This window comes from Phyllobacterium sp. NPDC097923, assembly GCF_044760925.1.
Lineage (GTDB): Bacteria > Pseudomonadota > Alphaproteobacteria > Rhizobiales > Rhizobiaceae > Phyllobacterium > Phyllobacterium calauticae.
The window spans coordinates 287,142-313,094 of record NZ_JBIWBL010000003.1; the positions used below are offsets into that span (position 1 = coordinate 287,142).

The following is a 25,953-nucleotide window of genomic DNA, read 5'->3' on the forward strand; positions in this document are numbered from 1 at the left end:
AATTTGTGGGCTGGAGGATCGATTGCGGTGCACCGGTCACAATTTGAGAAGGAGAGTATGATGAAGAAGACACTTGCTATGGCACTTGCGACCACGTCGTTGGCAATTGCTGGTGCAACGGTCGCTGTTGCAGCCGATATGCCGGCGACCTACCAGGAGCCAGACGCGCGCAACGGCGTGAGGATCGGCTATCTCACCTGCGATATCGATGGCGGCGTCGGCTACGTGCTTGGTTCGGCCAAGGAAGTCGATTGTGTCTTCCGTTCCACAGTCGGCCGTGAGCGTTCGGATCATTATACCGGCGCGATCAAGAAGCTGGGTGTCGATCTCGGGTTTACAACACGCAGCCGCCTCGTCTGGGCTGTGTTTGCACCGACTGCTGGTTATCACCAGGGTTCGCTGAGCGGCGTTTATCGCGGTGCAACAGCGGAAGCCACACTCGGCGCCGGTATCGGCACCAATGTGCTGTTCGGCGGTACTGCAGGCTCCGTTCACCTGCAGGCAATCAGCGTCACGGGCCAGATCGGTCTGAACATTGCTGCCACCGGCACGTCGATGACGCTTGCCTCGGCCAACTAAGACCGGCTGGTTTTCCTCGCGCCGCGGTGCGAGGGTTGCATTGGAGTGGGCACCGCCGAACAGGTTTCGGCGGTGCCCATTTCCGTTTGGGGAGCCGCTGAAAGCTGTTCGGTGGTGCCCATCATGAAATTCCGGCGTTTTCCGGTTTCGCGCGGGAAGGCGTCGTATCATCGGAAGAACAGCATGCGGCATCGCACTTATCTGTTACAATGACACGTGGCCGATCTGTCCATCGTTGACCAGGTTCCAAGGAGTACGACATGCCCAGGAAGAGACCGGAGGGTATTGAACGCTACAATGCACCGGCAGGCGGTTGGGGTGCATTGAAGGCGGTGGCAGAGAGTCTTGCCCGGCAGCAGATTGTTGCCCAGGGAGCGGCGACCCTGCTGAAAGCCAACCAGCCGGATGGGTTTGATTGTCCCGGTTGTGCCTGGCCGGACCCGAAACACACCTCTTCTTTCGAATTCTGCGAAAACGGTGCAAAGGCCGTCACCTGGGAATCAACCGCCAAGCGTATCGGGCCCACCTTCTTTGCATCGCATACGGTTTCAGAATTGTGGAACTGGTCGGATCATGATCTGGAAGATGAGGGGCGCTTGACCGACCCGCTGATTTACGATGCGGCGGCTGACACCTATGTGCCCATTGAGTGGGACAGGGCTTTCGCGCTTATCGGAGCGGAATTGAACGCTCTGCCTGATCCCAACATGGCCGAGTTTTATACCTCCGGCAGAGCCTCGAACGAGGCCGCGTTCCTGTTCCAGCTGTTCGTGAGGGCCTATGGGACCAATAATTTTCCCGACTGCTCGAACATGTGCCACGAAGCGACAAGCGTGGGCCTGCCGCACTCGATCGGCGTCGGCAAGGGAACCGTAACCCTGGAAGACTTCGATCATGCCGACGCCATCTTCAGCTTCGGCCACAATCCCGGCACCAACCATCCGCGCATGATGGCGACCTTGCGCGATGTGGCGCGGCGCGGCGCGCCCATCATTGTTTTCAACCCGCTGAAGGAGCGGGCGCTCGAACGCTTTGCCTCGCCGCAAAGCCCGGTCGAAATGGCCACGCTTGGTTCGACGGATATTGCGTCGGCTTATCATCAGGTTCGCATTGGCGGCGACGTCGCGGTGCTCAAGGGCATGATGAAAAGGGTTTTCGAGCTTGACCGGCGCGATCTGGAGCGCGGTGGAAAGGGAATCCTCGACCGCGATTTTATTGCCGACCATACGTCAGGCATCGAAGCTCTGAGAGAGGATATCGACGCAACGCGCTGGGAAGATATCGAACTCATGTCGGGCCTTACCCGCAGCGCGATCGAAAGTGCGGGCGATGTCTATGCAAAATCGAAGAACGTCATCCTTTGCTACGGCATGGGCATCACCCAGCACCGGAATGGCACGGCAAACGTTCAGCAGATTGCCAACTTCCTGATGCTGCGCGGCAATATCGGCCGGGAAGGCGCAGGCATATGCCCTTTGCGCGGTCATTCCAACGTGCAGGGCGACCGTACTGTCGGCATTACCGAAATTCCCAATGCCGCCCTCATCGACGGCATGGAGCGGGCGTTCGGTTTCCGGCCTTCCGCCGCCAAGGGGCACAATGCCATCGAAGCGATAGAGGCAATCATCGACGGCAGGTCCAAGGCGCTTGTCTGTCTCGGCGGGAATCTGGCTGTCGCCATGTCTGATCCCGATGCAACGTTTGCAGGGATGCGCAAACTTGATCTTGCCGTGCATCTGACGACCAAGTTCAACCGTTCGCATCTGCTGACGGCCAAGACCACCATCGTCCTGCCCGTTCTCGGGCGCACCGACGCCGATGTTCAGGCCACAGGCCGGCAATCCGTGACCGTTGAAGATTCCATGTCGATGGTGCATGCCTCGCGCGGTTTTCTCAATCCGCCCAGCGGCGATCTGCGGTCGGAACCCGCTATCATCGCGGGTATGGCAAAGGCGACTTTGGGTGACCGTTACGGCATCGAATGGGACGCCATGGTCGCGGATTACAGCCGGATCCGCGACAAGATTGAAGTTGTTTTCCCTGACTTCAAGGATTTCAATGCGCGTATCCGGGAGCCGGGCGGGTTTCGCCTGAGCGTACCCGCCTCGCATCGCGAATGGAAAACATCGAACCAGAAAGCCTGTTTCCTGGTGGCGAAAGGCTTGAGCGAGGATCCGCGCGTTCTGGAACCCAATGTACTGACGCTGACGACAATCCGCAGCCATGACCAGTACAACACGACGATCTATGGCATGGATGACCGGTATCGTGGCGTGTTCGGGCGGCGGGATGTGATTTTTCTGAATGCCAAGGACCTGGCCGAACGCGGCTTGGCCGATGGTGATACGCTCGATGTTGAAGCAGCGCGCGATCACGCCGATCCTGATGACCGGCCGCGCCGGGTCAAGCGGTTGACCGCCGTGGCGTATAATATTCCCCGGGGCTCAGCCGCCGGGTACTATCCCGAACTGAACACGCTGGTCGCCCTGTCCCACTATGACCAGCAGTCGGGAACGCCGTCTTTCAAATCGATTCCCATCCGGATCACCCGCGCCGCGTGATCGACGGGCAGGGGGCGATACGTCAGCGGCGCGTGGACGCCGCTGAGGCGACAGCTGTCAGCCAGGCAGAAAAATAGTCCGGCCACACGCCGGTCGGCATATCCTTTTCGCCCATGCCGAAACCGTGACCGCCGCTGGCCAGTTGGTGCAGTTCCACGGGTACACCCGCCCGCTTGCAGGCATCTGCCATGATGCGGGTATTTGCCGGGTCGGAAATGGGATCATCCTGCGCCTGAACAAGGAACATGGGAGGGCACCCGCTGCGAACATGGGTTTGAACCGACCAGTCCGCACTCCGTTCCGGGCTTGGATGCGTGCCAATCAGGATGCGCCGTGTCGAGGTGTGGTCATAGGGCGGCTCCAGCGTAATGATGGGATAGATCAGCGCAGAAAACGACGGCCGGGCAGACAGGCCGTCCGTCGCATCGATCCGCTCATAGGAAGGGAAAGCCGAGCGGACGGAAGCCATTCCAAGCAGATGCCCGCCGGCAGAAAACCCGAGCACGCCAAGGCGTTCCGGATCGATCTCGAAGCGGCTGGCGTTCTGGCGGATCAAGCGCAAAGCACGTTGCGCATCCTGCAACGGCGCCAGCGGACCGGCATTCCATCCTTCTCCGGGCAGCCTGTAGGTCAGGGTGAAGACGGTAAAACCCCGGTCGGTCAGCCAGCGGGCTGCCGAAAGAGCCTCCTTCTTCATTTCGATGCGTTTGTAGCCGCCGCCCGCTGCTACGAGAACCGCTGCGCCATTCGGCTTTGCCGGCTGGAAAACCTCCATCGACGGGGCTGCGATATTGCTGACCGCCCCTTTGGCGCTGACATTGATCGGTCCTGCCGGACCGCCACCGCCGGGCGGCGTTGCGGGCCAGAGCGGAATGACCGCGTCGGCTGTGCTGGCAAAGAGTTTTGCCGGGTATGCGGCGATACCAAGTGCAGCCAATACCGTTCGACGGGTCACCATCATTTGCTTCCCTGCGATTTACCTTTGAGCCTTTGGTGTCTGGCCCTGGTCGCAAAGCCTCTGGATCGACTCCGTCAAAGCCAGAACTTCCTTGTCCTTCAGAAGATCGATCTTCTGGTGAAGCAGCTCCATCTTCTCGTGCAGCAATTCGATTTCCAGCTCGGCTTTGATGTTGATGCGGTAATCATGCTCGGCTTCTTTCCGGTCGATATCCTGCTGCCGGTTCTGGCTCATCATGATGAAGGGCGCCGCATAGGCCGCCTGAAAGGAGAGCGCAAGATTGAGGAGAATGAACGGGTAGGGGTCCCAATGCTGGATATAGGCGGTGACGTTCAATACGATCCAGAAGAACAGGATCGTGGTCTGGATGATGATGAAACTCCATGAGCCCATCGTCGCAGCCACCTGATCGGCAATTCTCTGGCCGCTGGTCAGCCCGTCGCCGGGTTTTTCCGGCTTGAGGCCCCTGTCCCGGCGGCGGACCGTTCGCAAATGATGCAGCAACGCCCGTTCGGTTTCCCAAAGGCCTCTGTGTTCAGTGTCCGTGTGTGTCATCGCGTCGTTCCTTATGGCTCATGAGGTGACACTGCCTAACAAACGCTGTGCAGGCAACGTCAGTTGCACGCAGAAACCGTTTTCGACGGCGGGGAAGGTGAGTTCCCCGCCATGCGCCTTGGCAACCTCCGCCGCAATCGCCAGCCCCAGGCCGGAACCGGGTGCGGGACCGGACCCGACTTCGAAGGGTTCAAGCAGCCGTGCCTGTTCTGTGCTCGAAATGCCAGGGCCGTCGTCAATCACGTTGATCCATGCCTTGCTTTCATCGCGGCCGAGCTCAACTGAAAGGCGCGTTGATGCGCCATGGATCAGGGCATTCTGGATCAGATTGGTCAGCGCCTCGCGGATGCTGATCATATCGCCCTGGATATGCAGCTCTGCCGGGCAGGGTAAGAAGGCGATGGTCACTTCCCGTTCCAGTGACAACGGGACGGCCTGAGCCAGCGTGGTTTTCGCCAATGCATTCAGATCGATCGTTGTGAAGCCAACGGTGCCGGCACGATGAATGACCATGGCGTGGTCGAGAAGCTGGCCGGTGAGATTGCCGAGCGCGTTCACCTTTGCGCCGAGTTTCTCAATCTGATCCTGCAGTTTTGGGTCGGCATCGTTCGACAGGATTTCCACCTGTGCATTGAGTTCGGCCAAAGGCGTGCGCATCTGATGGGCGGCATCGGCGATAAAACGCTGCATCAGCGCTATGCGATCGGCAAGCCGGCGCATGAAGTCATCAAGGACGCTGACCAATGCCCGGATTTCATAGGGCGGCGTAACGCGTATGGCGCGCAGATCGTCGGGCTTGCGCGCTGCGATTTCCCGTTCGATACGCGTCAGCGGTTTCAAAGCAATACGCACGGAAATGGCGCCGGCGATCAGGGCAAGAAGGCTCATGATCGCGATCATGCCGACAGCCTTGCCGGCAAGATCCCAGGCGAGGGATTCCCGCGCCCGCAGGGTTTGCGCCACGACGATTTCCACCCAGCCAGTGCCGGAGCCGGTGTCAATCTGCTTGCCGATCGCCGCAACGCGGACCGGCTGCCCCTGATAGTTGTCGTCGGCAAGGACCACGCCTTTGCGGATGTTTTCCGACGAAATTTTCGGCGCGAGATCACCATAACCGGCGACAACGACGCCGCGCGGATCGGTCACCCGGTAAAAGACCAGATCATAGGCCGACAGGGTCGCAAATGCGGCCGCTGGCGGGTCAAGGGTTACAACCCCGCCCTGCATGTAGACGTTTTCCGCAACCTGTATTGTCCCGCCAATCAAAAGCTTGTCATAGGCATCACGCGCGGCAATGCCGGCATATTGCCAGGCGGCAAGAGCAAGGACGACCGCACCGACGCCGAGAATGAGCGCAATGAAGACGATGATCCGGATGTGCAGGGAGTAGCGGATATCATTTGCTTGCAAGTTGATAGCCCAGCCCACGCGAGGTGCGAATTTCGATCGAAGTATCCGCCAGCTTGCGCCGCAGCCGCGTCACATATTGCTCGACGGCATTGGCGCTCGGTTCCTGGTCGAAGTTGAAAAGCTGCTCCACCAGTTCTTCCTTGGAGACGAAGCGCTTGGGCCGTGCCGCCAGAATCTCGAGAACAATCAATTCACGCCGGGTCAGATCAAGAGCGGTATCGGCAACGCTCGCCGTGCGCCCGGCCCGGTCGATGACGAGGTCCCCGAAGCGCAGGGCATTGTCGGACATGCCGGCGCTCCGGCGCAGCAGTGCGCGGGCGCGTGCTTCCAGCTCGCGAAAATCGAACGGCTTGGTCAGATAATCGTCGGCACCGAGATCAAGGACGTCGACGCGGTCATCGACCGCCGATCGTGCGGTCAGGACCAGAACGGGCGTCTTGTCCTTGCGGCCGCGCAGCCCTTTGAGAATCTCGAAACCATCGGCGCCGGGCAGCATCATGTCGAGGATGATGAGATCGTAATCCTGCACCCGCAGCACTTCGCTGGCGGTCCGGCCATCGGTTTCGCAATCAACGGCATGGCCGATTTTTTCAAAGCGCTGGGCAATCGCCTTGGCGATATCGGGCATGTCTTCCACGACAAGAATGCGCAAATCGTGTCCCCGAAACGTGAGTCAGGTATGTGTCAGTTACCGCAAGTACAGTCGAGGTGGGAGTTTTGTCAACGTTACGGCGTTGCGCAAAAGAGACGACGCATTGGGAGGAAGTATGACTTTGCATCAGTCCTTTGATGCTCGCGGCGCGTTATTGAGCGTCGAGGGCGTCACACTGCAATACAAGACGGAAGATGCGCTGGTGACCGCCACGCATCGCGTCGATTTTCAGGTTTTTCAATCCGACCGCTTTGTTCTTCTGGGGCCGTCAGGCTGTGGCAAGTCGACCTTGCTCAAGGCCATCGGCGGCTATCTCACGCCGACCGAAGGGCAGATCACGCTCAAGGGCAAGGAAGTCACCGAACCCGGCCCTGACCGGATGATGGTCTTTCAGGAGTTCGACCAGCTTCTGCCGTGGAAGACGGTCGGTGAAAATGTCGTCTTCGCCCTCACCGCCAGCGGGCGGGCAAAGCCGGCAGAGGCGCGTGAACGCGCCCGCAGCTACATCGACAAGGTTGGTCTGACCAAATTCATCGACAGCTACCCCCATATGCTGTCCGGCGGCATGAAGCAGCGTGTGGCCATCGCGCGCGGCATGGCCATGGAGCCGGATGTGCTTCTGATGGATGAGCCCTTTGCAGCGCTCGACGCGCTGACGCGCCGCAAGATGCAGGATGAATTGCTGCAACTCTGGGACGATACGCATTTCACCGTCCTGTTCGTGACCCACTCCATCGAGGAGGCCATCCGCATCGGCACGCGCATTCTGCTCCTTTCACCCCATCCGGGCCAGGTGAAGGCCGAGCTGAACAGCATACCGCCCAGCGAGCTTGGAACCGGTACGCAGGCGGCGCTCGAAACCCGCATCAACGACATGTTGTTCGCCAGTTGAGATTGGAAGATTCGATGACTGAAGTTCTCTACACACGTCCGGAGATTGTGCGCGGCGACGGCAAGAAGGATTTCCTGCAGGTCGAGAAGACGCTCTCTGCCTTTGAACGCATCTATCGCATCGGTGCGGTGCGAAAAGCCTTTATCCTGTTCGTTCTTGCTGCCGCCTGGGAGATTTACGGGCGCTGGCTGGGCAATCCATTGCTGTTTCCAAGCTTCTCTCAGACCTTCGCGGCTTTCAGCTCCAACATTGCCGACGGAACCATTCCGGCCAGGGCGCTGGCATCCATCAAAACGCTGCTCATCGGCTATGGCATCGGCATCGTGCTGGCCTCGCTCCTGACCACGCTCGCCATCGGGTCGCGCATTGGTGCCGACCTGCTGGAAACACTGACCTCCATGTTCAATCCGCTCCCGGCCATTGCATTGCTGCCATTGGCGCTGATCTGGTTCGGCCTGGGGCAGGGAAGCGTGATCTTCGTGCTGGTGCACTCGGTACTCTGGGCCATCGCCCTGAATACCCATGCCGGTTTCCGGTCGGTTTCCAACACGATGCGGATGGTCGGCCTGAATTACGGCCTGCGCGGCCTCAAGCTGGTCCGTCATATCCTGATACCCGCCGCCTTTCCGTCCATTCTGACGGGGTTGAAAGTCGGCTGGGCCTTCGCATGGCGCACGCTGATCGCCGCTGAACTGGTATTTGGCGTATCGTCCGGCTCCGGCGGCCTCGGCTGGTTCATCTTCGAAAACCGCAACCAGCTGGAAACCGCCAACGTCTTTGCAGGCTTGTTCACGGTTATTTTGATCGGCCTTGCCGTCGAGAACCTGATCTTTGCCACGATTGAAAAGAAAACCATTCGCCGCTGGGGAATGCAGGCCTGAGTTTGAACCGCCGGGAACCGGTATGTATAAAGGGAGGACTACAATGAAAATGATGAAACAGCTCTGTGCCGCCGTGCTCGGCATCGGCCTTGGATTGGCGGGTGCAACGGGTGCCGCCCGCGCCGAAGTCAGCGAAGTGCGGATTTCCAAGGGATACGGCATTCTCTATCTGCCGCTGATCGTCATGGAAAGCCAGAAGCTGCTGGAAAAGCAGGCTGCCAAAGCCGGTCTGGGTGATGTCAAGGTGACATGGCTGATGCTCGATGGCGGCAATGTCATCAATGATGCGATGATGGCCGGTTCACTCGACTTTGCCGGAACCGGGGCGCCGGGCTTTGTCACCCTCTGGGCCAAGGCCAAGGGCATTCCGAATGTCGAAGTTGTCGGCATCAGCGGTCTCAGCGCCACATCGCTGTGGCTGAATTCGAACAATCCCGAGATCAAGACGCTGAAGGATCTGACACCCAAGGATAAAATTGCCCTGCCGGGGATCAAGACGTCGCTGTCGGCGGTCGTCCTGCAGATGATGGCAGCGCACGAATTCGGACGCGAGAACTATGCGAAGCTCGACCCGTTGACGGTCAGCCTGCCGCATCCGGAAGCCCTGGCAGCGGTGACAAGCGGTCAGACCGAGATTACCGCCCACTTCACCTCGCCACCGTTTTCCTATCTGGAGTTGAAAGACCCGAAGGTGCACCGGGTTGTCAATTCTGTCGATGTCATCGGCAATATCACGCTGGACGTGACTTTTGCGCCGAAGAAGTTCGTCGACGCCAATCCGAAAACCACGGAAGCCTTCCTGGCGGCTCTGGACGAAGCAAACGCTTTCATCGCGGGCAACAAGCAAGCTGCCGCCGAGATTTTCGCCAAGAGTTCGAAGGTGAAAGTGTCGGTCGAGGAAGTTCTTGAAATGCTCAATGACAAGGATTCGCAGTTCTCGACGACGCCGAACGGTGTCATGCAGTTTGCCGAGTTCATGCATCTGGCCGGTACGATCAAGGTCAAGCCCGCAAGCTGGACGGACCTGTTTATCCCGCAACTTCACGCGCGCAGCGGGAGTTAAGGGAAGGCTGCCATTCCCGGGTATTCTGACATGACGAGCAAGAGCCGGTTGTTATCATCGATAGCAGTCGGCTTTTGCTGCAGGTGAGCGAGGGCGCGTGATGGCCCGCAGGGCGCTTGTTTTGAGTTTTGCTTGCCAGAATCGACCAGCCGGGGGATAAAGCAGCGACTTCACAAAGCGAAAGTATTGCGGCCATGGTTGATGCGACACACGAACACGGCATGTCCGGCCAGCCGCTCAACGTCAGCTTCAACACCGAAAATGATCAGGCAATGGTTGTCCTGGCAGGCTCCTGGATTACCCGCTATGTCGGCCGTGTGAATGCGCAAATGCGCAAGATCGAGCATAGGAAGGATTTTTCCAATGCTGTCATCGATCTGTCCGGCGTCGACGCATTGGATACCGCAGGGGCCTGGGTGGTCGACCGTATGCGCGTTGCCCTGGAAGCTGCCGGCAAACAGGTTGAGATACGCGGGCTGAAGCAGCACTGGGAAACGCTTTTTGATGCCGTCGGGAAAACCGCATCTGCTCCGGCGGATACAAACCTGCCGCTGCACAAGCCGAATCTTGGAATTCAGTTTCTCGATACAATTGGCCGGACAGTGGTCAATTTCGGCGATGATTTTATCAAATCCATGCATGTGCTGGGTGCTGTCGTCACCGGTTCCCAGATGCGCGGCGGCAAGGGAAGCCCGATCCGGTATCCGGCCTTCTTTCACCAGATTGATCGGCTGGGCGTCGGGGCAATCCCGGTGGTGGTGCTGATTTCATTCATTATGGGTGCCATCGTTGCGCAGCAGGGCGCCTATATGCTCAGCACCTATGGTGCCGAGACCTATGCGGTGAATCTCGTCGGCGTGCTGGTGCTGCGCGAGACCGGCGTCCTGTTGACCGCGATCATGATCGCGGGGCGCTCAGGGAGCGCCATCACGGCAGAACTCGGGTCGATGAAGATGCGCGAGGAAGTCGATGCGCTGCACGTCATCGGTCTCAATCCGATCAGCGTTCTGGTGTTTCCCCGTCTGGTCGCACTGAGTATTTCGCTGCCGCTTCTGACGATTATTGCGGATTTTGCCGGGCTTGCGGGCGGGGCCGTCGCGCTATGGCTTTATTCGGACGTATCACCCGGCATCTATATCGCCAATCTGCGCGATGCGATCACGGTCCAGTATTTCCTGGCGGGCCTGATCAAGGCTCCCTTCATGGCGATGATCATCGGTACCATCGCCGCGGTTGAAGGGATGAAGGTTGGCGGAAGCGCGGAGTCGCTGGGTCTGCGCGTGACGGCATCGGTGGTCAAGTCGATCTTCATCGTCATCGTCCTCGACGGTGTGTTTGCCATCTTCTACGCGTCGATCAATTTCTGATACCCGCCCATTCATCTTTGTGCCTGGCTCGCCATGGAAGCGCAGGTCTTCACAGCCGTGCGGTTGCACAGGTGAGATTCGCGCTGTATTTCTGTTGCGATAGCCGTTCTCCGAGGTGAGGCGGCCGATGGCAGCCACGACGATAGGCACGAAAAGGATACGCGTCCGATGTTTGCGGCAAAGACGATGAATCACACTGACAAGACCGAGTTTTATCGCGAACTCTGCGCTCAGTTGAGCGGCCTTCTCGCTGATGAAAACGATGCCATCGCCAATGCCGCCAACACCTCGGCGCTGATCTTCCAGATGGTGCCCGATCTCAATTGGGCCGGCTTCTATTTCCTTTATTCCGAAGACGAACTCGTTGTCGGCCCCTTTCAGGGCAAGCCGGCCTGCGTGCGTATCGCCGTTGGCAATGGCGTCTGCGGAACGGCTGTTGCGCAGGGAACCTCGATTCTCGTCGAGGATGTCCACGCCTTTCCCGGACATATTGCCTGTGATGCCGCATCCCGTTCGGAGCTTGTCGTGCCGCTTTTCCATGAGGGACGCATTCTGGGTGTTCTCGATCTGGACAGTCCGATACCCGGCCGGTTTGACAGCATCGATCAGTTCGGCATGGAAAAACTCGCCGCAATCTATGTTGCCGCATGCAATTGGGACGATTGAGCGATAAATTTTCGCGTTACCCAACACCTTGTTAAAATTCCATATTTTCTGATTTTCGGATCGGCTCCGACACGGAATCTCACAGGATTATTCTGTCGATTCTGAATCCCAGTTGACAAGAACCATGAAGTGCGTTTGTCTTGTAAAGCGATTTACTAAACCGCTTTACAATGGGGAAAGCGCTTGTGATCAAGAAGACGACGCCCAGTCTGAAAGATGTTGCCGCCGCAGCTGGCGTGTCGGTTACGACAGTATCGCGCCTGGTCAATGGCAGTCTTGATCTGCCATATCACACCAAGAAACGCATCGAAGATGCAATCAAATCGCTGAACTACATACCCAATCCGCATGCGCGGCGTTTGAGCATGGGTCGTTCGGACACCATCGGCCTGGTTGTTCCTGAAATTGCCAACCCGTTCTTTTCAACCCTGGTCGCCGCTGTCGAGCAAGCGGCCGACGAGCGCAAGCTGGCGGTCTCGCTGCATGCGACGCTCAACCGGGCAGGGCGCGAAATCGAATACCTGCAGCTGATCGAACGCAATCATGTCGACGGGCTGATCTTCATCACCAACCACCCGGATGACGGTGCGCTCGCAGGCCTTATCAACCGTTCGGGCAAGGTCATCATCGTCGACGAAGACGTTCCGGGTTCGAAAGCGCCGAAGCTCTTCTGCGACAATGATCATGGCGGTTATCTCGCCGGTCTTCATCTGGCGCAACAGGGGCACAGCCATGTTCTGTTCATCGGCGGCGACGAGCGCATGATCAGCGCGCGCCGCCGTTTCGATGGCCTGATGCGCGCGCTGCGCGAACAGCATGGCGATGCGGCGAAGGTTGATCGTTACGCCGGTGAATACACCATCGATTACGGGCGCAAAGCCGCCGTTCGCTATCTGGAAGAGCAGCACGCGGCAACGGCCATCTTTGCCAGCTCCGATGAAATCGCCATCGGCCTGATCGAAGTCTTCAAGGACCGGAATGTGTCGGTTCCCGACGATGTTTCGATCATCGGTTTCGATGATGTCGGGCCGCTGCATCTCTTTGCACCGCCGCTGACCGTCATTCGTCAGCCGGTCCGGCAACTCGGGCGCCGGGCGCTCGAACTGCTTCTGGAAACAAATTGGCAGGAGTGGAAACCTTCCGCTTCGGAAGAACTGCTGCCAGTCGAAATCGTCGTGCGGAACTCCGTTGCCCCGCCGGCGAAATAACAAGACGTAACGGTAAGAAAACCAACAGAGGATGAGAACATGACTTTGAATTTGAGCAGGAGAACATTGATTGCATTGGCTGGCTTCACGGCATTGAGCTGCGCCGCCTCGTCGACTGCGATCGCACAGGAAAAGAAGACAATCGCGCTGGTGCAGATCAACCAGCAGGCGCTTTTCTTCAACCAGATGAACCAGGGCGCGCAGAAGGCAGCCGACGCCGCCGGCGTCAAGCTGGTTATCTTCAATTCCAACAATGAACCGACGGCGCAGAACAGTGCCGTGGAGACCTATATTCAGGAAAAGGTATCGGGTCTTGCGGTGGTCGCCATCGACGTCAACGGCCTGATGCCTGCCGTCAAGCAGGCCGCCGACGCGGGTATCCCCGTTGTCGCCATCGATGCGATCCTTCCCGAAGGTCCGCAGAAAGCCCAGATCGGCGTCGACAATGCCAAGGCCGGTGCCGACATGGGCAAGTTCTTCCTTGACTACGTCAAAGCCAATATGGGCGGCAAGGCCAAGATCGGTGTTGTCGGTGCGTTGAACTCCTATATCCAGAATGTCCGGCAGGAAGGCTTTGAAAAGACGATCAAGGGTGTTGACGGTGTTGCAGTTGCCGGCGTCGTAGACGGCCAGAATGTGCAGGACAATGCGCTGGCGGCAGCCGAGAACCTGATTACCGGCAACCCGGACCTGACAGCCATCTATGCAACCGGCGAGCCTGCGCTGATGGGCGCCATCGCCGCCGTGCAGAGCCAGGGCAAGCAGGGCACCATCAAGGTGTTCGGCTGGGATCTGACAGCGGAAGCCATTGCCGGCATCGATGCCGGATTTGTTGCCGCGGTTATCCAGCAGGACCCGTCGGCAATGGGTGCCGCCGCCGTGAATGCGTTGCAGAAGGTTGCGGCCGGCCAGACCGTCGAGAAGAACATCGCTGTTCCCGTCACCATCGTCACCAAGGCGAATGTTGACCCATACAGGGCCGTCTTCAAATGATCGAGGTCGGTCAGCAAAGATCTGCTGCCATCGGTTCCGGAGGGGGTATTCCCTCCGGATCTGCCGGCGACGCACATGCCGCACCGCGTATTTCCTTGCGCGGCATACGCAAATCATTCGGCTCGCACCAGGCATTGCGTGGTGTTGATCTCGACATTTATCCTGGTGAATGCCTTGGGCTTGTCGGTGACAATGCCGCGGGCAAGTCGACACTGACAAAGATCATTTCCGGTACCTACATTCCGGATGGCGGCACCATGTCCATCGAGGGCGAGGACATTCATCTCACCGGCCCGGGCGATGCGCGCAACAGACATATCGAAATGGTCTTCCAGGATCTGAGCCTTTGCGATGAGATCGATGTGGTCGGCAATCTCTTTCTCGGTCGCGAGCTCAGCAAGGGCATGTTCCTTGACAATAAGGCGATGCTGGCCGAAGCGCGCAAAATGCTGGATGCGCTGGAAATCCGTATTCCCAAACTGACCAGCAAGGTTGCCAACCTCTCCGGCGGCCAGCGGCAAGCCATCGCGATTGCCCGGGCAGCGTCGTTCAAACCGAACGTCCTGATCATGGACGAGCCGACATCGGCACTCGCCGTGGCCGAAGTCGAAGCGGTGCTTGCCCTGATCAATCGCGTGAAGGCCAATGGCGTTTCGGTCATCCTCATCACGCACCGCCTTCAGGACCTTTTCCGCGTCTGCGACCGTATCGCGGTGATGTACGAGGGCACGAAGGTCGCAGAACGCCAGATCGGCGGCACCAATCTCGAGGATCTGGTCAAACTGATCGTTGGCGAAGGAGCAAAGCAATGACCGTCTATACCGAACGCGGTCACGGATCGCGCCTTGCCGATTTTTTCGGCGAGCACGCGCAGGTTCTGTCGATCGCCGTGTTTTTTGTCGCCTGCATGGTCTTTTTCTCGATCGGCAGCGATACGTTCCTGACCCTTGGCAATATTCTCAATATCGTGCGGCAGGCGGCTCCGCTGCTGATCGTTGCCATCACCATGACCTTCGTCATCATCACCGGCGGCATCGATTTGTCGGTGGGTTCGCAAGTCGCCCTTATCAATGCGGTTGCGGCTGTCGTCATGGCGATGGGATATCCCTGGCCATTGGTCGTGGTTGCAATGATCGTGCTCGGCGGCGGCCTTGGCTTCGTCCAGGGCTGGTTCATCGCCTACCAGGGGATTCCGGCGTTCATCGTTACGCTAGCCGGTCTTTCCATCCTGCGGGGATTCGCCCTCTATCTGACGCAGGGCTATTCGATCCCCATTCAGGATGCGCCGGGTTTCTTTGCGCTGGGTCGCGGCGTCATTGGCGGGGTCCCTGTTCCGGCCATCATCGCCGCCGTCGTTGCCGTTCTGGGCTATGTGGCGATAACATCGACCAAATATGGCCGTCAGGTCGTGGCGGTCGGCTCCAATGCGGAAGCCGCGCGCCGGGTCGGCATGCCGGCCAAATGGATCATCGCCTCGGTCTATCTCATTTCCGGCGTGGCCTGCGCCGTGGCCGGGTTGCTGATCGCAGCACGACTGGGGTCCGGATCGTCCAATGCAGCGGTCGGTTTCGAACTCCAGGTGATCGCGGCCGTTGTTCTCGGCGGCACATCCCTCATGGGGGGCCGGGGCACCATCCTCGGAACGGTTCTCGGCACGCTGACCATCGCGGTGATCGGCAACGGGCTGATCCTGATGCACATCTCGCCATTCTTCACCCAGATCGTCACCGGTGCGATCATCCTGATCGCCATCTGGCTGAACACACGGATCTTCACGGCAAACTTCCGCTTCGGCAGCGGCAAGAAGAGGTGAGTCCTGTGAACAGCGATCTGTCAGAAGCACATATCCGCTCCGGCAAGGTGATGACGGTCAATGGTCCCATTGCAGCGGAAGCGCTCGGCATCACGTTGATGCATGAGCACATCCTCAACGATTGCCGCTGCTGGTGGCATGCGCCGAAAACGCCGGAACGGCAGTACCTTGCCGGTGGTTTCGTCTGCATGGAAATATTGGGCGAACTCAAGCAGGATCCCTTCGTCAACAAGCACAACATCACGCTCGATGACGAACCGCTGGCGATTTCAGAACTGCGCGCCTTTGCCAATGCCGGCGGCCAGACCGTGGTGGAGCCGACGTGCCGGGGCATTGGCCGCAATCCGCTGGCTCTGCGGCGCATCGCCAAAGCCGCGGGTCTGAATGTGGTGATGGGGGCCGGCTATTATCTCGGTTCCTCCCATCCGGCCGAAGTCGCGGCGATGTCCGTTGGCGATATCGCCAACGAGATCGTGCGGGAAGCGGTGGAAGGTGTCGATGGCACCGACGTCAAAATCGGGCTTATCGGTGAAATCGGCGTCTCGTCGGATTTCACCGCTGAGGAGGAGAAGTCGTTGCGCGGTGCGGCTCAGGCACAGGTGCGGACGGGCCTTCCCCTCATGGTGCATCTGCCGGGCTGGTTCCGGCTCGGCCACCGCGTGCTCGACGTCGTGGCGCAGGAGGGTGCCGATATCAGGCACACGGTTCTTTGCCACATGAACCCCTCCCACGATGATTTCAGCTATCAGAGTGAACTCGCCGCCCGCGGTGCATTCATTGAATACGACATGATCGGCATGGATTTCTTCTATGCGGATCAGCAGGTGCAGTGCCCGAGCGACGAAGAAGCCGCCCGCGCCATCGTGCGCCTGGCCGAGGCCGGTTATCTCGACCGGGTTCTGCTGTCGCATGACGTGTTTCTGAAGATGATGCTGACCCGCTATGGCGGCAATGGTTACGCCTATGTGCTGCGCCATTTCCTGCCGCGCCTCAAGCGGCACGGCCTCGATGAAACGGCTCTTGATCAGATGATGCGGGCCAATCCGCGCGCTGTTTTTCAGGCTGGAGCCTGAAGATAACCCCTATTTTGATATTCACGAAAGTTTGGTGATCCCATGACAAAGAAAGTCCTTCTCGTTGGCGAAAGCTGGGTCAGTTCGGCCACGCACTACAAAGGTTTCGATCAGTTCGGCAGTGTAACGTTTCATCTGGGTGCAGAGCCGCTGGTCAAGGCGCTCGCGGGCAGCGCGTTCGAGCTGACCTACATGCCCGCGCATGAAGCGGTCGAAAAATTCCCCTATGACATGGCAGGGCTGGATGCCTATGACGTCATCATCCTGTCGGATATCGGCGCGAACTCGCTGCTGTTGCCGCCTGATGTTTGGCTGCATTCGCGCACCGTTCCCAACCGGCTGAAGCTGATCAAGGCCTGGGTGGAAAAGGGAGGCGCGCTGCTGATGGTCGGCGGGTATTTCTCGTTTCAGGGCATCGACGGCAAGGCGCGCTGGCGGCGGACCCCCGTGGAAGATGTGCTTCCGGTGACCTGCCTTCCCTATGATGACCGCGTTGAAATTCCCGAGGGTACGACGGCGAAGATCGTCATGCCGGACCACCCTGTGATGGCTGGTCTTGGCGGCGACTGGCCGGTGCTTCTCGGGGTCAATGAGGTTGAAATTCGCGACGGGGCGGATGTCGAGGTCGTTGCGACTTTGCCGGATGATCAGGGCGGCCATCCACTGCTGGTTCTCGGGCGCCATGGCAAGGGCAACACGGCCGTCTGGACCTCCGATATCGGGCCGCATTGGCTCTCCCCGGCCTTCTGCGAATGGGAAGGCTACGGCAAGCTCTGGAAAAACATTCTGGCCTGGCTGACGCGCTGATTTTCTCGGCGCGCGCAAGCCGCTATCTCAAAAAACCTATGAAAGGGAACGACATGCAGGAAATATCGGATCGTAGCTCCAACGCGGTGCAGGAGATATTCGGCACCAACAAGGTGCTCATTGGAATGATCCATTGCCCGGCCTTCCCCGGGGCACCCCGCTACAGGGGGGCTGATATGGATACGATTTACGATGCCTGCATGCGCGACGCCGAAGCTTGCGTGGAAGGGGGATTGCATGGCCTGGTCATCGAAAACCATGGCGATATCCCCTTTTGCAAGCCGGACGATATCGGGCCCGAAACAACCGGGTTCATGTCTGTTGTCACGGATCGCATTGCCCGGGCCATCGGCATCCCGCTCGGGATCAATGTGCTTGCCAATGCGCCCATTCCGGCTTTCGCCATTGCCATGGCCGGTGGTGCCAAATTCATTCGCGTCAATCAGTGGGCCAATGCCTATGTCGCGAATGAAGGCTTCATGGAAGGCAGGGCGGCCGAGGCAATGCGTTATCGGTCGATGCTGCGCGCCGAACACATCAAGGTCTTTGCCGATAGCCATGTGAAGCATGGCAGCCACGCCATCGTTGCGGACCGGACGATCGAAGAGCTGACCCGCGATCTCGCTTTCTTTGATGCCGACGGTGTCATCGCCACGGGGCAGCGTACGGGCAATGCCGCAACAATTGAGGAGATCGAGGAAATCGGCTCGGCAACGCATCTGCCGCTTCTGGTTGGATCGGGTGTCAATCGCGACAACATCGTCGAAATACTCAAGCGGACCAACGGTGTCATCGTTGCATCCTCGTTGAAGCGGGGCGGGGTGTGGTGGAACCCGGTGGACATCGAGCGGGTCAAGGCATTCCGCGCCGCCGCAGAACCGGGGCTGGAGCACTGAGAGGATGGAAAACGAAAGTCTCTCCGACCGCATCCTTCGAGAAAATGAGGCTGTTCTGCAAACGATGCTGGACCATCGTTTTGTCAGGGACATAAAGCACGACACGCTGAGCAGGGACGCCTTCGACCGCTATCTCGTCTATGAAGGCGCTTTTGTCGACACGGCGATTTCCATCTTCGCCTATGCGGCGGCAACGGCGCAAACCATGGAGCAGAAGCGCTGGCTCATTGCCGTGCTCGACGCGCTTGCCAATGAGCAGATCGTTTATTTCGAGCGCACCTTCGCGCGCCGCGCAATCGATCCGGCCGCATTCGACGTTACGATTCCTGTGGTTGAGGCCTTCCGGTCGGGGATGCTCTGCATTGCAGCTGAAGGCGGGTTCCTCGACATCGTGGCCGCCATGTTTGCGGCGGAATGGATGTACTGGACGTGGTCAAAGGAGGCCTCGATGCATCGCATCAGTGATCCGCTTCTCAAGGAGTGGGTTGATCTGCATGTGAGTCAGGGGTTTGCCGAACAGGCATTGTGGCTTAAGCATCAGCTTGATCTGGCGGGGTCGAGTCTTTCCGAGCAGACGTGTGTCCGGCTCAGCAGCATTTTCGGCCATGCCATGCAGCTCGAAATCGATTTTCATGACGCGCCATACCTCTAACTTTCCAAAGGCCTCCCGATGCGCGCCTATGTAATCGGCAATGTCACCATCGATGAAACGATTATCGTGGACGCCCTGCCAACCTCCGGGGCCTCCATCCTCGGCGAGGTTGGAGCGCACGATCTGGGCGGCAAGGGAACGAACCAGGCTGTCGTTATGGCCCGGTGCGGGCTGCCCACGACACTGGTCGCGCCGGTTGGAAATGATGCACGCGCGGCAGCGATCCGCCAGCGCCTGCAGAATGAGCCGCTCTTGACAGAACTGGTCGAGCTGGATGGAAAGTCGAGTGATACCTCCATCATCTTCCGGTTGCCCGACGGTGAAAATGCGATCGTAACGACAACGGACGCCGCGCAAAACCTGAGTTCAGCCGATGTTGCTATGAAGCTCCACGCCGCTGAACCGGGTGATCTGGCGATCCTGCAGGGGAACCTGTCGCATCAGGCAACGCGTGAAATCCTTGAGCAGGCCAAGGGTCTTCAGATGGTGACTGCGTTCAACCCATCGCCTTTGCGCCCCTATTTCTCGGATCTCTGGGCGCTGGTGGACATTGTGTTTCTCAACCAGGGTGAAGCCTTGGCTTTGACTGGAGCCAGCGGAAAAGCAGCCGCGCACCATCTCCTGGACCGCGGCGTCCGGGATGTCGTTCTGACACTGGGGCGCGAAGGCGCCATTCTTGCGAATGGACAGGAGATCATCGCAGTGCCGGCGCAACCCTCCGTCGTGGTTGATACGACGGGGGCCGGAGATACGTTCATGTCCGTGGCCCTCGCATCGTCGGCCCGGCGCCATTGCCGCCTGGACAGGCTGGCAATCGAGCATGCGGTGCGGGGCGCTGCCATAACCGTATCCAGACGCGGAACCCATTCGGCCTTTCCGACAGCGTCGGAACTGGAAGCCTTGCTGGCATCGTCCTGAGAATCGGCGGCCTCAAGCCGTTGTGAATTGTCAGCGCCGCTTTTGCGGCAGATAATTTGGCTGCACCTGCGGGCTGAAACAGAATTTATCGGGATGACGGCACGAATAATCCGCTGTCTGGTTGCCAAAAAACCATAATTGTTCCACCAACATTAAACAGCGAAACTGAAACGTCGAAATCGGATCGAAGCTTTAATGCGTATACAATATGGTTTGCTCAGTGTGTTTCTGGCGTTTGCCCCTCCGGCTTACGCACTGGATGCAGGTTCACCGCCGGTATTGGCGCCGCTGCAGCAGCAGGCGCAAGCGGCCCGTTTGAGCGCTGAGTTTCTGTCGCGCTATCACTACAAGCCCGTTGCGCTTGACGATGCCCTGTCCGCCAAGATCATGGACCGCTTTCTCAAGGCACTCGATCCCGACAGGTTCCTCTTCGTTCAGGCCGATATCGACAAGTTCATGGCCGACAGCACGAAGATCGATGACGCGATCAACCAGGAAGATTTGCGCATCCCTTTTTCCATTTTCAACATCTATGAGCAGCGCGTTGTCGAACGCCTCACCTATGCCCGCTCGCTGCTCAAGCAGAATTTCGATTTCAGTGTGAAGGAAGATTATCCCTTTGTCCGGGACAAGGAGCCCTGGCCGAAATCCCAAGCCGAGAGCGACGAGCTTTGGCGCAAGCGGGTCAAGAATGACTGGCTCCGCCTGAAGCTTGCAGGCAAGACCGACGCTGCCATCCGCGACACGCTCGACAAGCGCTATCAGAACTCGCTGGAACGCGCTTACAAGTACAAGAGCGACGACGTGTTCCAGATTTTCATGGATGCCTACACCACGTCGATCGAACCGCATACGGATTATTTCGGAGCGACGGCATCAGCCGAGTTCGATATCTCGATGAAGCTTTCACTGGTTGGCATCGGCGCGGTTCTGCAGGAGCGGGAAGACTACACGACCATTCGCGAGCTGATGGCCGGCGGTCCTGCACAACTGTCCGGCAAGCTGGCTGTCGGCGATCGCATCACCGGCGTGGGCCAGGGCGAGCGCGGTCCGATAAAGGAAGTGGTCGGTACGCGCCTCGACGAAGTCGTCAAGATGATCCGCGGCGCGAAGGATTCCGTTGTCAGGCTGGATATCCTGCCCGCCGATGCCGGGCCAGACGGCAAGCACCGGGTGATCAGCCTCGTGCGTGACAAGATCAGCCTCGACAAGCAGGCTGCCAAGAAGACCATCCTGTCGATCAAGGATGGTGATGCCACGCGCAAGATCGGCGTCATCACGCTGCCTGCTTTCTACGAGGATTTTGAAGCACGCCGCAAGGGCGACAAGAATTATCGGAGTGCAAGCCGCGACGTGGCCAGGCTTCTGGCCGAACTGAAGAAGGACAAGATCGATAACGTTCTCATCGATCTGCGCAACAATGGCGGCGGTTCGCTGGCCGAGGCCATTGATTTGACCGGCCTGTTCGTCGGCAAGGGGCCGATCGTGCAGGAGCGCAATGCCGGCGGCGAGGTCAATGTCGAGAAGGACAATCTTCCGGCGCCCGCCTGGACCGGCCCGCTGGCGGTCCTGATCAATCGCGGTTCCGCATCCGCATCCGAGATTTTTGCGGCGGCGATACAGGATTATGGCCGGGGCGTCATCGTCGGTGAGCCCAGTTTCGGCAAAGGCACGGTGCAGACCGTCGTCAACCTCGATCAGATCGCCCGCAACAGCAAGCCGAAATTCGGCGAGCTGAAGATGACGGTTGCACAGTTCTTCCGGGTGAACGGCGGCACGACCCAGTTGCGCGGCGTGACGCCGGATATCACCCTGCCCGGTTTCTCCGATCCCAAGAGCTTCGGCGAGTCGAGCTACGATAATGCTTTGCCGTGGGCGCAGGTCAAACCGGCGGAATATACGCCAATCGGCGATGTGAAGGCATTGCTGCCGCAACTGCAGAGCCTCCACGATGCGCGGGTGCAAAAGGATCCGGACTTCCAGCGCTTCGTGGAAGATATGGCCGACCTGAAAGCGCAGCGGGAAAAGCGGGTGGTCTCGCTCAATGAAACCGAACGCCGCAATGAGATGGCGGCGCAGGCCAGCCGCATCAAGTCGCGCGAGAAGGTGAATGACGGGGCAGGCGCCGGTGACGACGACGATTCAGCCGACGCGTCAACCCAGGATGATGGCCTGCAGGCCAATGAGCGCAGCCTGAGCGCGGACATCGCCATCGAGAAAGCCCGCAAGAGTGCCAAGGATGTATTGCTCGACGAAGCAGCGCACATTCTCGGTGATGAAGCGGATTTGCTGGCGGGAATTCCGAAACTTGCAGTGCAGCAGCCGGCCAGTACCAACGGCAAATAAAGACGCGCCGGCTCTGGCCGGATAATATGCTCCACCCGGTTAACCCGGGTGGAGCATTTTGCCGAACCGGTTACCTCTGCGGCCGGTCCGATGTGAGCGGCACGACAATCTCGACGATGAGACCTCTCGGTTGCGCTTTGTGGGCTCTTACCGATCCGCCATGCAGCTCGATGGCCTGCCGGGTGATGGCCAGGCCGAGACCGACCCCCGCGCGCGCATCGCCCGTGCTTTCAGCCCGCACAAACGGCCTGAAGATTGCTTCCATCTGAGAGTCGGGAAGGCCGGGCCCCGTGTCCTCCACCCGGATCTGCAGCGCTTTCCCGCCGGCGAGGATGGCGGTGCGTATCACGACCTTGCCACCCGGTTCGCTGTATTTGATGGCGTTGCGAATGACGTTTTCGATGGCACGGTAAATCAATTCGCCATTGACATGGGACACGGCGGTGTCGACGCCGGTGACCTCGAGAACAACCCCGTGCGCTTGCCCTTCAAACGCGCCGTCCTCCACGATGGCGTTGACGAGCTCCACGAGATCAACGGGCTGTTTGTCGAACTGGTATGGCTCGCCGGACTCAAGTTGCGCGAGCGTCAGTATTTCTTCCACCAGCCCGTCAAGCCGGTCGATCTCGCGGTTGATGCGCAGAAGCAGGTCCGGCAGGCGTGCGGGATTCTGTTTGAGAATTCCGGCTGCCGCCTGCAGCCGTGACAAGGGTGAGCGCAACTCGTGCGAAACATCGTGGAACAGCCGCTGCTGGCTGAGATGAAAATCGTCAAGCTTGGCGGCAGCGATGTCAAAATCATGCCCCACGGCGGTTATCTCATCCTTGCGATGGCCGAATGTCTTGCCGATGCGGACATGAAAATCGCCCTTTGCTAGCGAGCGCAAGCCGGATTGAAGCGTCTCCAGCGGCCAGAGCAGATATCTGGCCAGCCAAAGCGCTGAAGCAAGGCTGGTGATGATGCCCGCAAAGATAATCGGCCAGAACCCGAGTATTTTTGCGACAATGGAATAGCTCATTCGTTTGGCCGTGATGCTGATGCAGCCTTCGGGCGTCTGGACCAATCGCGACATCGCTGTGACTGCGGGGCCGGATTGGCAGTTGGCCGGATCGGCTTTGGCGACAACGAGATCAACGGGCCGGTTGAAGGATGCGGCCGCTGCGGCGAACCTGGCCAGGGCGTCGGTGCCCGAGTCTTTCAATACCGTGGCGGCCGAATCCAGGATCGCCGTCTCGATGAGGTCTTGCGCGGCGCCCTTGGGCGGCGACAGTCCGAATATCGTGCTGATTGCCACCACGACAAGGATGACCCCGGCTATGGTGAGGGCGAGCGTCCAGAAAAATCGCCAGAAGACGCGGCCCATTACTGCCCCTCGACGAGCTGATAGCCCATGCCGCGTATCGAGCGAATCCATGACTGCCCGTCGGCAGCCTTGCCAAGCTTTTGCCGGATACTGCTGATGTGCACGTCAATCCGGCGGTCGAAGGCGGTCAGCGGACGTCCGAATGCACCCTTGGACAGGTCCTGTTTCGAGACCATCTGGCCGGCGCTTCGCACTAGCACCTCGAGCAGATTGAACTCCGTTCCGGTCAATTCCAGCTGGTGGCCTTGCCACTCCGCGGTACGCGAGCGCGGGAACAGTTTCAGGGCGCCGGATTGCAGGAGGTGTTCCTCCTGCTCCTGCCTGTGCCGTCCGGTCCGGCGAAGAATGGCGCGAATCCGGGCGACAAGCTCACTTGGCGAACAGGGCTTTGCCAAATAATCGTCAGCGCCAAGGTTAAGTCCGGTGATCCGGTCGATGTTGTCGCCGCGCGCGCTCAGCATCAGGATTGGAATATCGCTGAATCGCCGTATCCGCTGCATCACCTCGATGCCGTTGAGGTGGGGCATCATGATATCCAGGACCACCAGATCATAGGACCCCGAGACACCTTCCTCGATGCCGCGCTTCCCGTCATGAACAGCGCTCGCATCCAGCCCTTCTTCCCTCAGATATTCCGAAAGGAGACTGGTCAGTTCTATGTCGTCGTCAACCAGCAAGACTTTGGTCATGGTCCGCCTCGCACTCTGAAATCAAACTTTCCTATAGCCGGTCAAGCTGTGCCCGGGGCCGATTTTACATAACTTTACACAAACTTAACGCTACTTCACACCGAACCATTTATAGAGGCCTGTGGGGAGAGCGTTTTTGTAAGAAGGCCTGAATCGTGCTCACATCCCTGCTCCGCCACCCCTTGAGTGTGGTCTTTCATCCCTTCCTTGCCACCGACAATTGCAAGCCCGGATCGCCTCTGGTCTTCCCTCGGGAAGATGGCGCGCGCCGGCGAAGCCGTGCCGGCACCAGGTCGGGTCCACGGGCCTTAACGGAAAGAGTGTAATTGAGAAATGCCAGGGCAATCAGATCAAAATGTTACAGGATTTCGCGTTCGGTCTTTCGGCCTGCTGGCCCTATTTCTCGTGCTGGCTGGTTGTAACGCGCAACAGGGCAAACCTCCTGCTGCAGCGGCACGTCCCGAGGTTGGTGTCGTAACGCTGCATCCGCAATCGGTTGCCGTTACCGCCGAATTGTCGGGGCGGACAACCGCCTCCCTCAGCGCGGATGTGCGTCCGCAAGTGGGCGGCATCATCCAGTCGCGGTTGTTTGACGAGGGCGGCGAAGTAAAGGCCGGGCAGGCCCTGTACCAGATCGATCCGGCGAGCTACCAGGCCACCTATGACAGCGCGATAGCAGCGCAGCAGAAGGCAGATGCGGCGGTACCAAGCGCACAGGCCAAAGTGGAGCGCTATCAGGGCTTGATCAAGCAGAATGCGGTCAGCAAGCAGGATCTTGATGATGCGGTTGCATCGCTCGCCCAGGCGAAGGCCGATGTTGCCTCGGCAAGGGCCAGCGCCGATACCGCCCGCATCAATCTCGACTATACAAAGATCACGGCCCCGATTTCGGGCCGTATCGGCAAGTCGTCCCTGACACCGGGGGCACTTGTCACGGCAAGCCAGGACACGGCGCTTGCCACCATCCGGACACTCGATCCTATCAATGTGGATGTTTCCCAGTCGAGCACCAACTTGCTCAATCTGCGTCAGGCGATTGCGGATGGCAGGGTGAAGCTGAGCGGGACGAATGTCAGCGTGAAGCTCAAACTCGACAACGGAACGACCTATACGCACACGGGAAAAATGGAATTTGCCGAGGCCAATGTGGATCAGACCACAGGCACGTTCGCGTTGCGCGCGCAATTTCCCAACCCGGACCGGTTGCTGCTGCCGGGCATGTATGTGCGTGCGGTTGTCGAGGAAGGCGTTGCGCAAAACAGCTTTGTCGTGCCCCAGCGTGCGGTGACCCGTAACGCCAAGGGGGAGGCAACGGCCCTCGTCGTCGATGCGGATGGAAAAGTCGGGGAACGCGCACTTGGCGTGCGCAGCAGCGTCGGCAACAACTGGCTGGTCGAGACCGGGATAGCCGACGGCGATCGCGTGGTCGTAGAAGGCTCGCAATTCGTGCGCGCGGGCCAGAGTGCGACGCCGGTGGAGGTGACGATCGATGACGTGACCGGGGAGATCAAGGAGCGCAAACAGGCGGCATTGCCTCAGTCTGACCTTGCCGAAGCCGCCAATCGTGAACAGAAGCCGGCGTCTGACGCCTCGGCCAAGAACTGAGGGTTC

24 protein-coding genes are annotated in these 25,953 nt (G+C 59.1%); 18 read left to right on the plus strand and 6 right to left on the minus strand.

The genetic code is table 11. The features are described 5' to 3' along the window. Window positions 1-60 precede the first annotated feature (60 nt). Together ACIQWS_RS17145 and ACIQWS_RS17150 are read left to right on the plus strand one after the other, a co-directional pair. Window positions 61-579 carry a DUF992 domain-containing protein gene (locus ACIQWS_RS17145; protein ID WP_105733844.1) on the plus strand — a complete coding sequence of 173 codons (519 nt, stop codon included), beginning with the start codon at window positions 61-63 and terminating at the stop codon, window positions 577-579. Between the two features lie 260 nt (window positions 580-839). Further along, entirely contained in the window at window positions 840-3,140 is a 2,301-nt protein-coding gene (locus ACIQWS_RS17150; protein ID WP_403181866.1) for an FdhF/YdeP family oxidoreductase, read from the plus strand. A 22-nt stretch (window positions 3,141-3,162) separates the two neighbouring features. On the opposite strand, the gene ACIQWS_RS17155 is transcribed toward ACIQWS_RS17150, so the two are convergent. From ACIQWS_RS17155 to ACIQWS_RS17170, 4 genes are read right to left on the minus strand one after another with little or no spacing between them, the layout of a single operon-like run. After that, window positions 3,163-4,098, minus strand: coding sequence for an alpha/beta hydrolase (locus tag ACIQWS_RS17155; protein ID WP_403181870.1), 936 nt, complete (start codon window positions 4,096-4,098; stop codon window positions 3,163-3,165). An 18-nt stretch (window positions 4,099-4,116) separates the two neighbouring features. Next, window positions 4,117-4,653 (minus strand): DUF1003 domain-containing protein, encoded by a 537-nt coding sequence (locus ACIQWS_RS17160; protein ID WP_403181872.1) that lies wholly within the window; start codon window positions 4,651-4,653, stop codon window positions 4,117-4,119. An 18-nt stretch (window positions 4,654-4,671) separates the two neighbouring features. Beyond that, complete coding sequence (locus ACIQWS_RS17165; protein ID WP_403181876.1) at window positions 4,672-6,063, minus strand: sensor histidine kinase; 1,392 nt, start codon at window positions 6,061-6,063, stop codon at window positions 4,672-4,674. After that, a complete protein-coding gene (locus ACIQWS_RS17170; RefSeq protein WP_403181881.1) occupies window positions 6,050-6,715 on the minus strand; it encodes a response regulator transcription factor in 666 nt (221 codons plus the stop codon). Before ACIQWS_RS17170 ends, ACIQWS_RS17165 begins: the two co-directional genes overlap by 14 nt. 115 nt (window positions 6,716-6,830) lie before the next feature. On the opposite strand from ACIQWS_RS17170, the gene ACIQWS_RS17175 reads away from it, so the two are divergent. The 15 genes from ACIQWS_RS17175 (at window position 6,831) to ACIQWS_RS17245 (ending at window position 22,290) form a co-directional block, all read left to right on the plus strand. Further along, window positions 6,831-7,607 (plus strand): ABC transporter ATP-binding protein, encoded by a 777-nt coding sequence (locus tag ACIQWS_RS17175; RefSeq protein ID WP_105733316.1) that lies wholly within the window; start codon window positions 6,831-6,833, stop codon window positions 7,605-7,607. A 14-nt stretch (window positions 7,608-7,621) separates the two neighbouring features. Then, entirely contained in the window at window positions 7,622-8,488 is an 867-nt protein-coding gene (locus ACIQWS_RS17180) for an ABC transporter permease (protein WP_223614693.1), read from the plus strand. A gap of 43 nt (window positions 8,489-8,531) precedes the next feature. After that, window positions 8,532-9,551: an ABC transporter substrate-binding protein gene (locus ACIQWS_RS17185; RefSeq protein ID WP_403181886.1), complete on the plus strand. Its 1,020-nt coding sequence runs from the start codon at window positions 8,532-8,534 to the stop codon at window positions 9,549-9,551. A gap of 194 nt (window positions 9,552-9,745) precedes the next feature. Continuing rightward, a complete protein-coding gene (locus ACIQWS_RS17190; protein ID WP_403181891.1) occupies window positions 9,746-10,918 on the plus strand; it encodes an ABC transporter permease in 1,173 nt (390 codons plus the stop codon). A gap of 168 nt (window positions 10,919-11,086) precedes the next feature. Continuing rightward, on the plus strand, window positions 11,087-11,584 hold the full coding sequence (locus ACIQWS_RS17195; protein ID WP_403181894.1) for a GAF domain-containing protein: 498 nt from the start codon (window positions 11,087-11,089) through the stop codon (window positions 11,582-11,584). 185 nt (window positions 11,585-11,769) lie between these two features. Next, window positions 11,770-12,792: a LacI family DNA-binding transcriptional regulator gene (locus ACIQWS_RS17200; RefSeq protein WP_403181898.1), complete on the plus strand. Its 1,023-nt coding sequence runs from the start codon at window positions 11,770-11,772 to the stop codon at window positions 12,790-12,792. Window positions 12,793-12,831: 39 nt separating this feature from the next. Beyond that, complete coding sequence (locus ACIQWS_RS17205; RefSeq protein WP_346306291.1) at window positions 12,832-13,785, plus strand: substrate-binding domain-containing protein; 954 nt, start codon at window positions 12,832-12,834, stop codon at window positions 13,783-13,785. After that, window positions 13,782-14,597: an ATP-binding cassette domain-containing protein gene (locus ACIQWS_RS17210; RefSeq protein WP_403181903.1), complete on the plus strand. Its 816-nt coding sequence runs from the start codon at window positions 13,782-13,784 to the stop codon at window positions 14,595-14,597. The genes ACIQWS_RS17205 and ACIQWS_RS17210 overlap by 4 nt, the downstream gene beginning before the upstream one ends. After that, window positions 14,594-15,598 carry an ABC transporter permease gene (locus ACIQWS_RS17215; RefSeq protein WP_223614700.1) on the plus strand — a complete coding sequence of 335 codons (1,005 nt, stop codon included), beginning with the start codon at window positions 14,594-14,596 and terminating at the stop codon, window positions 15,596-15,598. Before ACIQWS_RS17210 ends, ACIQWS_RS17215 begins: the two co-directional genes overlap by 4 nt. 50 nt (window positions 15,599-15,648) lie before the next feature. Beyond that, entirely contained in the window at window positions 15,649-16,671 is a 1,023-nt protein-coding gene (locus ACIQWS_RS17220; RefSeq protein ID WP_403182549.1) for a phosphotriesterase, read from the plus strand. 42 nt (window positions 16,672-16,713) lie between these two features. After that, the gene (locus ACIQWS_RS17225) at window positions 16,714-17,478 is read left to right on the plus strand and encodes a glutamine amidotransferase (protein ID WP_403181908.1); all 765 of its coding nucleotides are present in this window, start codon (window positions 16,714-16,716) and stop codon (window positions 17,476-17,478) included. 53 nt (window positions 17,479-17,531) lie between these two features. Then, entirely contained in the window at window positions 17,532-18,374 is an 843-nt protein-coding gene (locus ACIQWS_RS17230; protein WP_403181912.1) for a BtpA/SgcQ family protein, read from the plus strand. A gap of 4 nt (window positions 18,375-18,378) precedes the next feature. Next, window positions 18,379-19,026, plus strand: coding sequence for a TenA family protein (locus tag ACIQWS_RS17235; protein ID WP_403181915.1), 648 nt, complete (start codon window positions 18,379-18,381; stop codon window positions 19,024-19,026). Between the two features lie 18 nt (window positions 19,027-19,044). Next, entirely contained in the window at window positions 19,045-19,944 is a 900-nt protein-coding gene (locus ACIQWS_RS17240; RefSeq protein WP_403181919.1) for a ribokinase, read from the plus strand. Between the two features lie 195 nt (window positions 19,945-20,139). Then, window positions 20,140-22,290, plus strand: a complete 2,151-nt coding sequence (locus tag ACIQWS_RS17245; RefSeq protein ID WP_403181922.1) for a carboxy terminal-processing peptidase — start codon at window positions 20,140-20,142, stop codon at window positions 22,288-22,290. Window positions 22,291-22,360: 70 nt separating this feature from the next. Here ACIQWS_RS17245 and ACIQWS_RS17250 read toward each other — a convergent pair whose 3' ends face one another. Next, window positions 22,361-23,653 (minus strand): ATP-binding protein, encoded by a 1,293-nt coding sequence (locus ACIQWS_RS17250; RefSeq protein ID WP_403181925.1) that lies wholly within the window; start codon window positions 23,651-23,653, stop codon window positions 22,361-22,363. Continuing rightward, on the minus strand, window positions 23,653-24,342 hold the full coding sequence (locus tag ACIQWS_RS17255; RefSeq protein ID WP_223614707.1) for a response regulator transcription factor: 690 nt from the start codon (window positions 24,340-24,342) through the stop codon (window positions 23,653-23,655). The genes ACIQWS_RS17250 and ACIQWS_RS17255 overlap by 1 nt, the downstream gene beginning before the upstream one ends. A 333-nt stretch (window positions 24,343-24,675) precedes the next feature. Here ACIQWS_RS17255 and ACIQWS_RS17260 point away from each other — a divergent pair, with 333 nt between their 5' ends. Beyond that, entirely contained in the window at window positions 24,676-25,947 is a 1,272-nt protein-coding gene (locus tag ACIQWS_RS17260) for an efflux RND transporter periplasmic adaptor subunit (RefSeq protein ID WP_403181927.1), read from the plus strand. Window positions 25,948-25,953 lie beyond the last annotated feature (6 nt).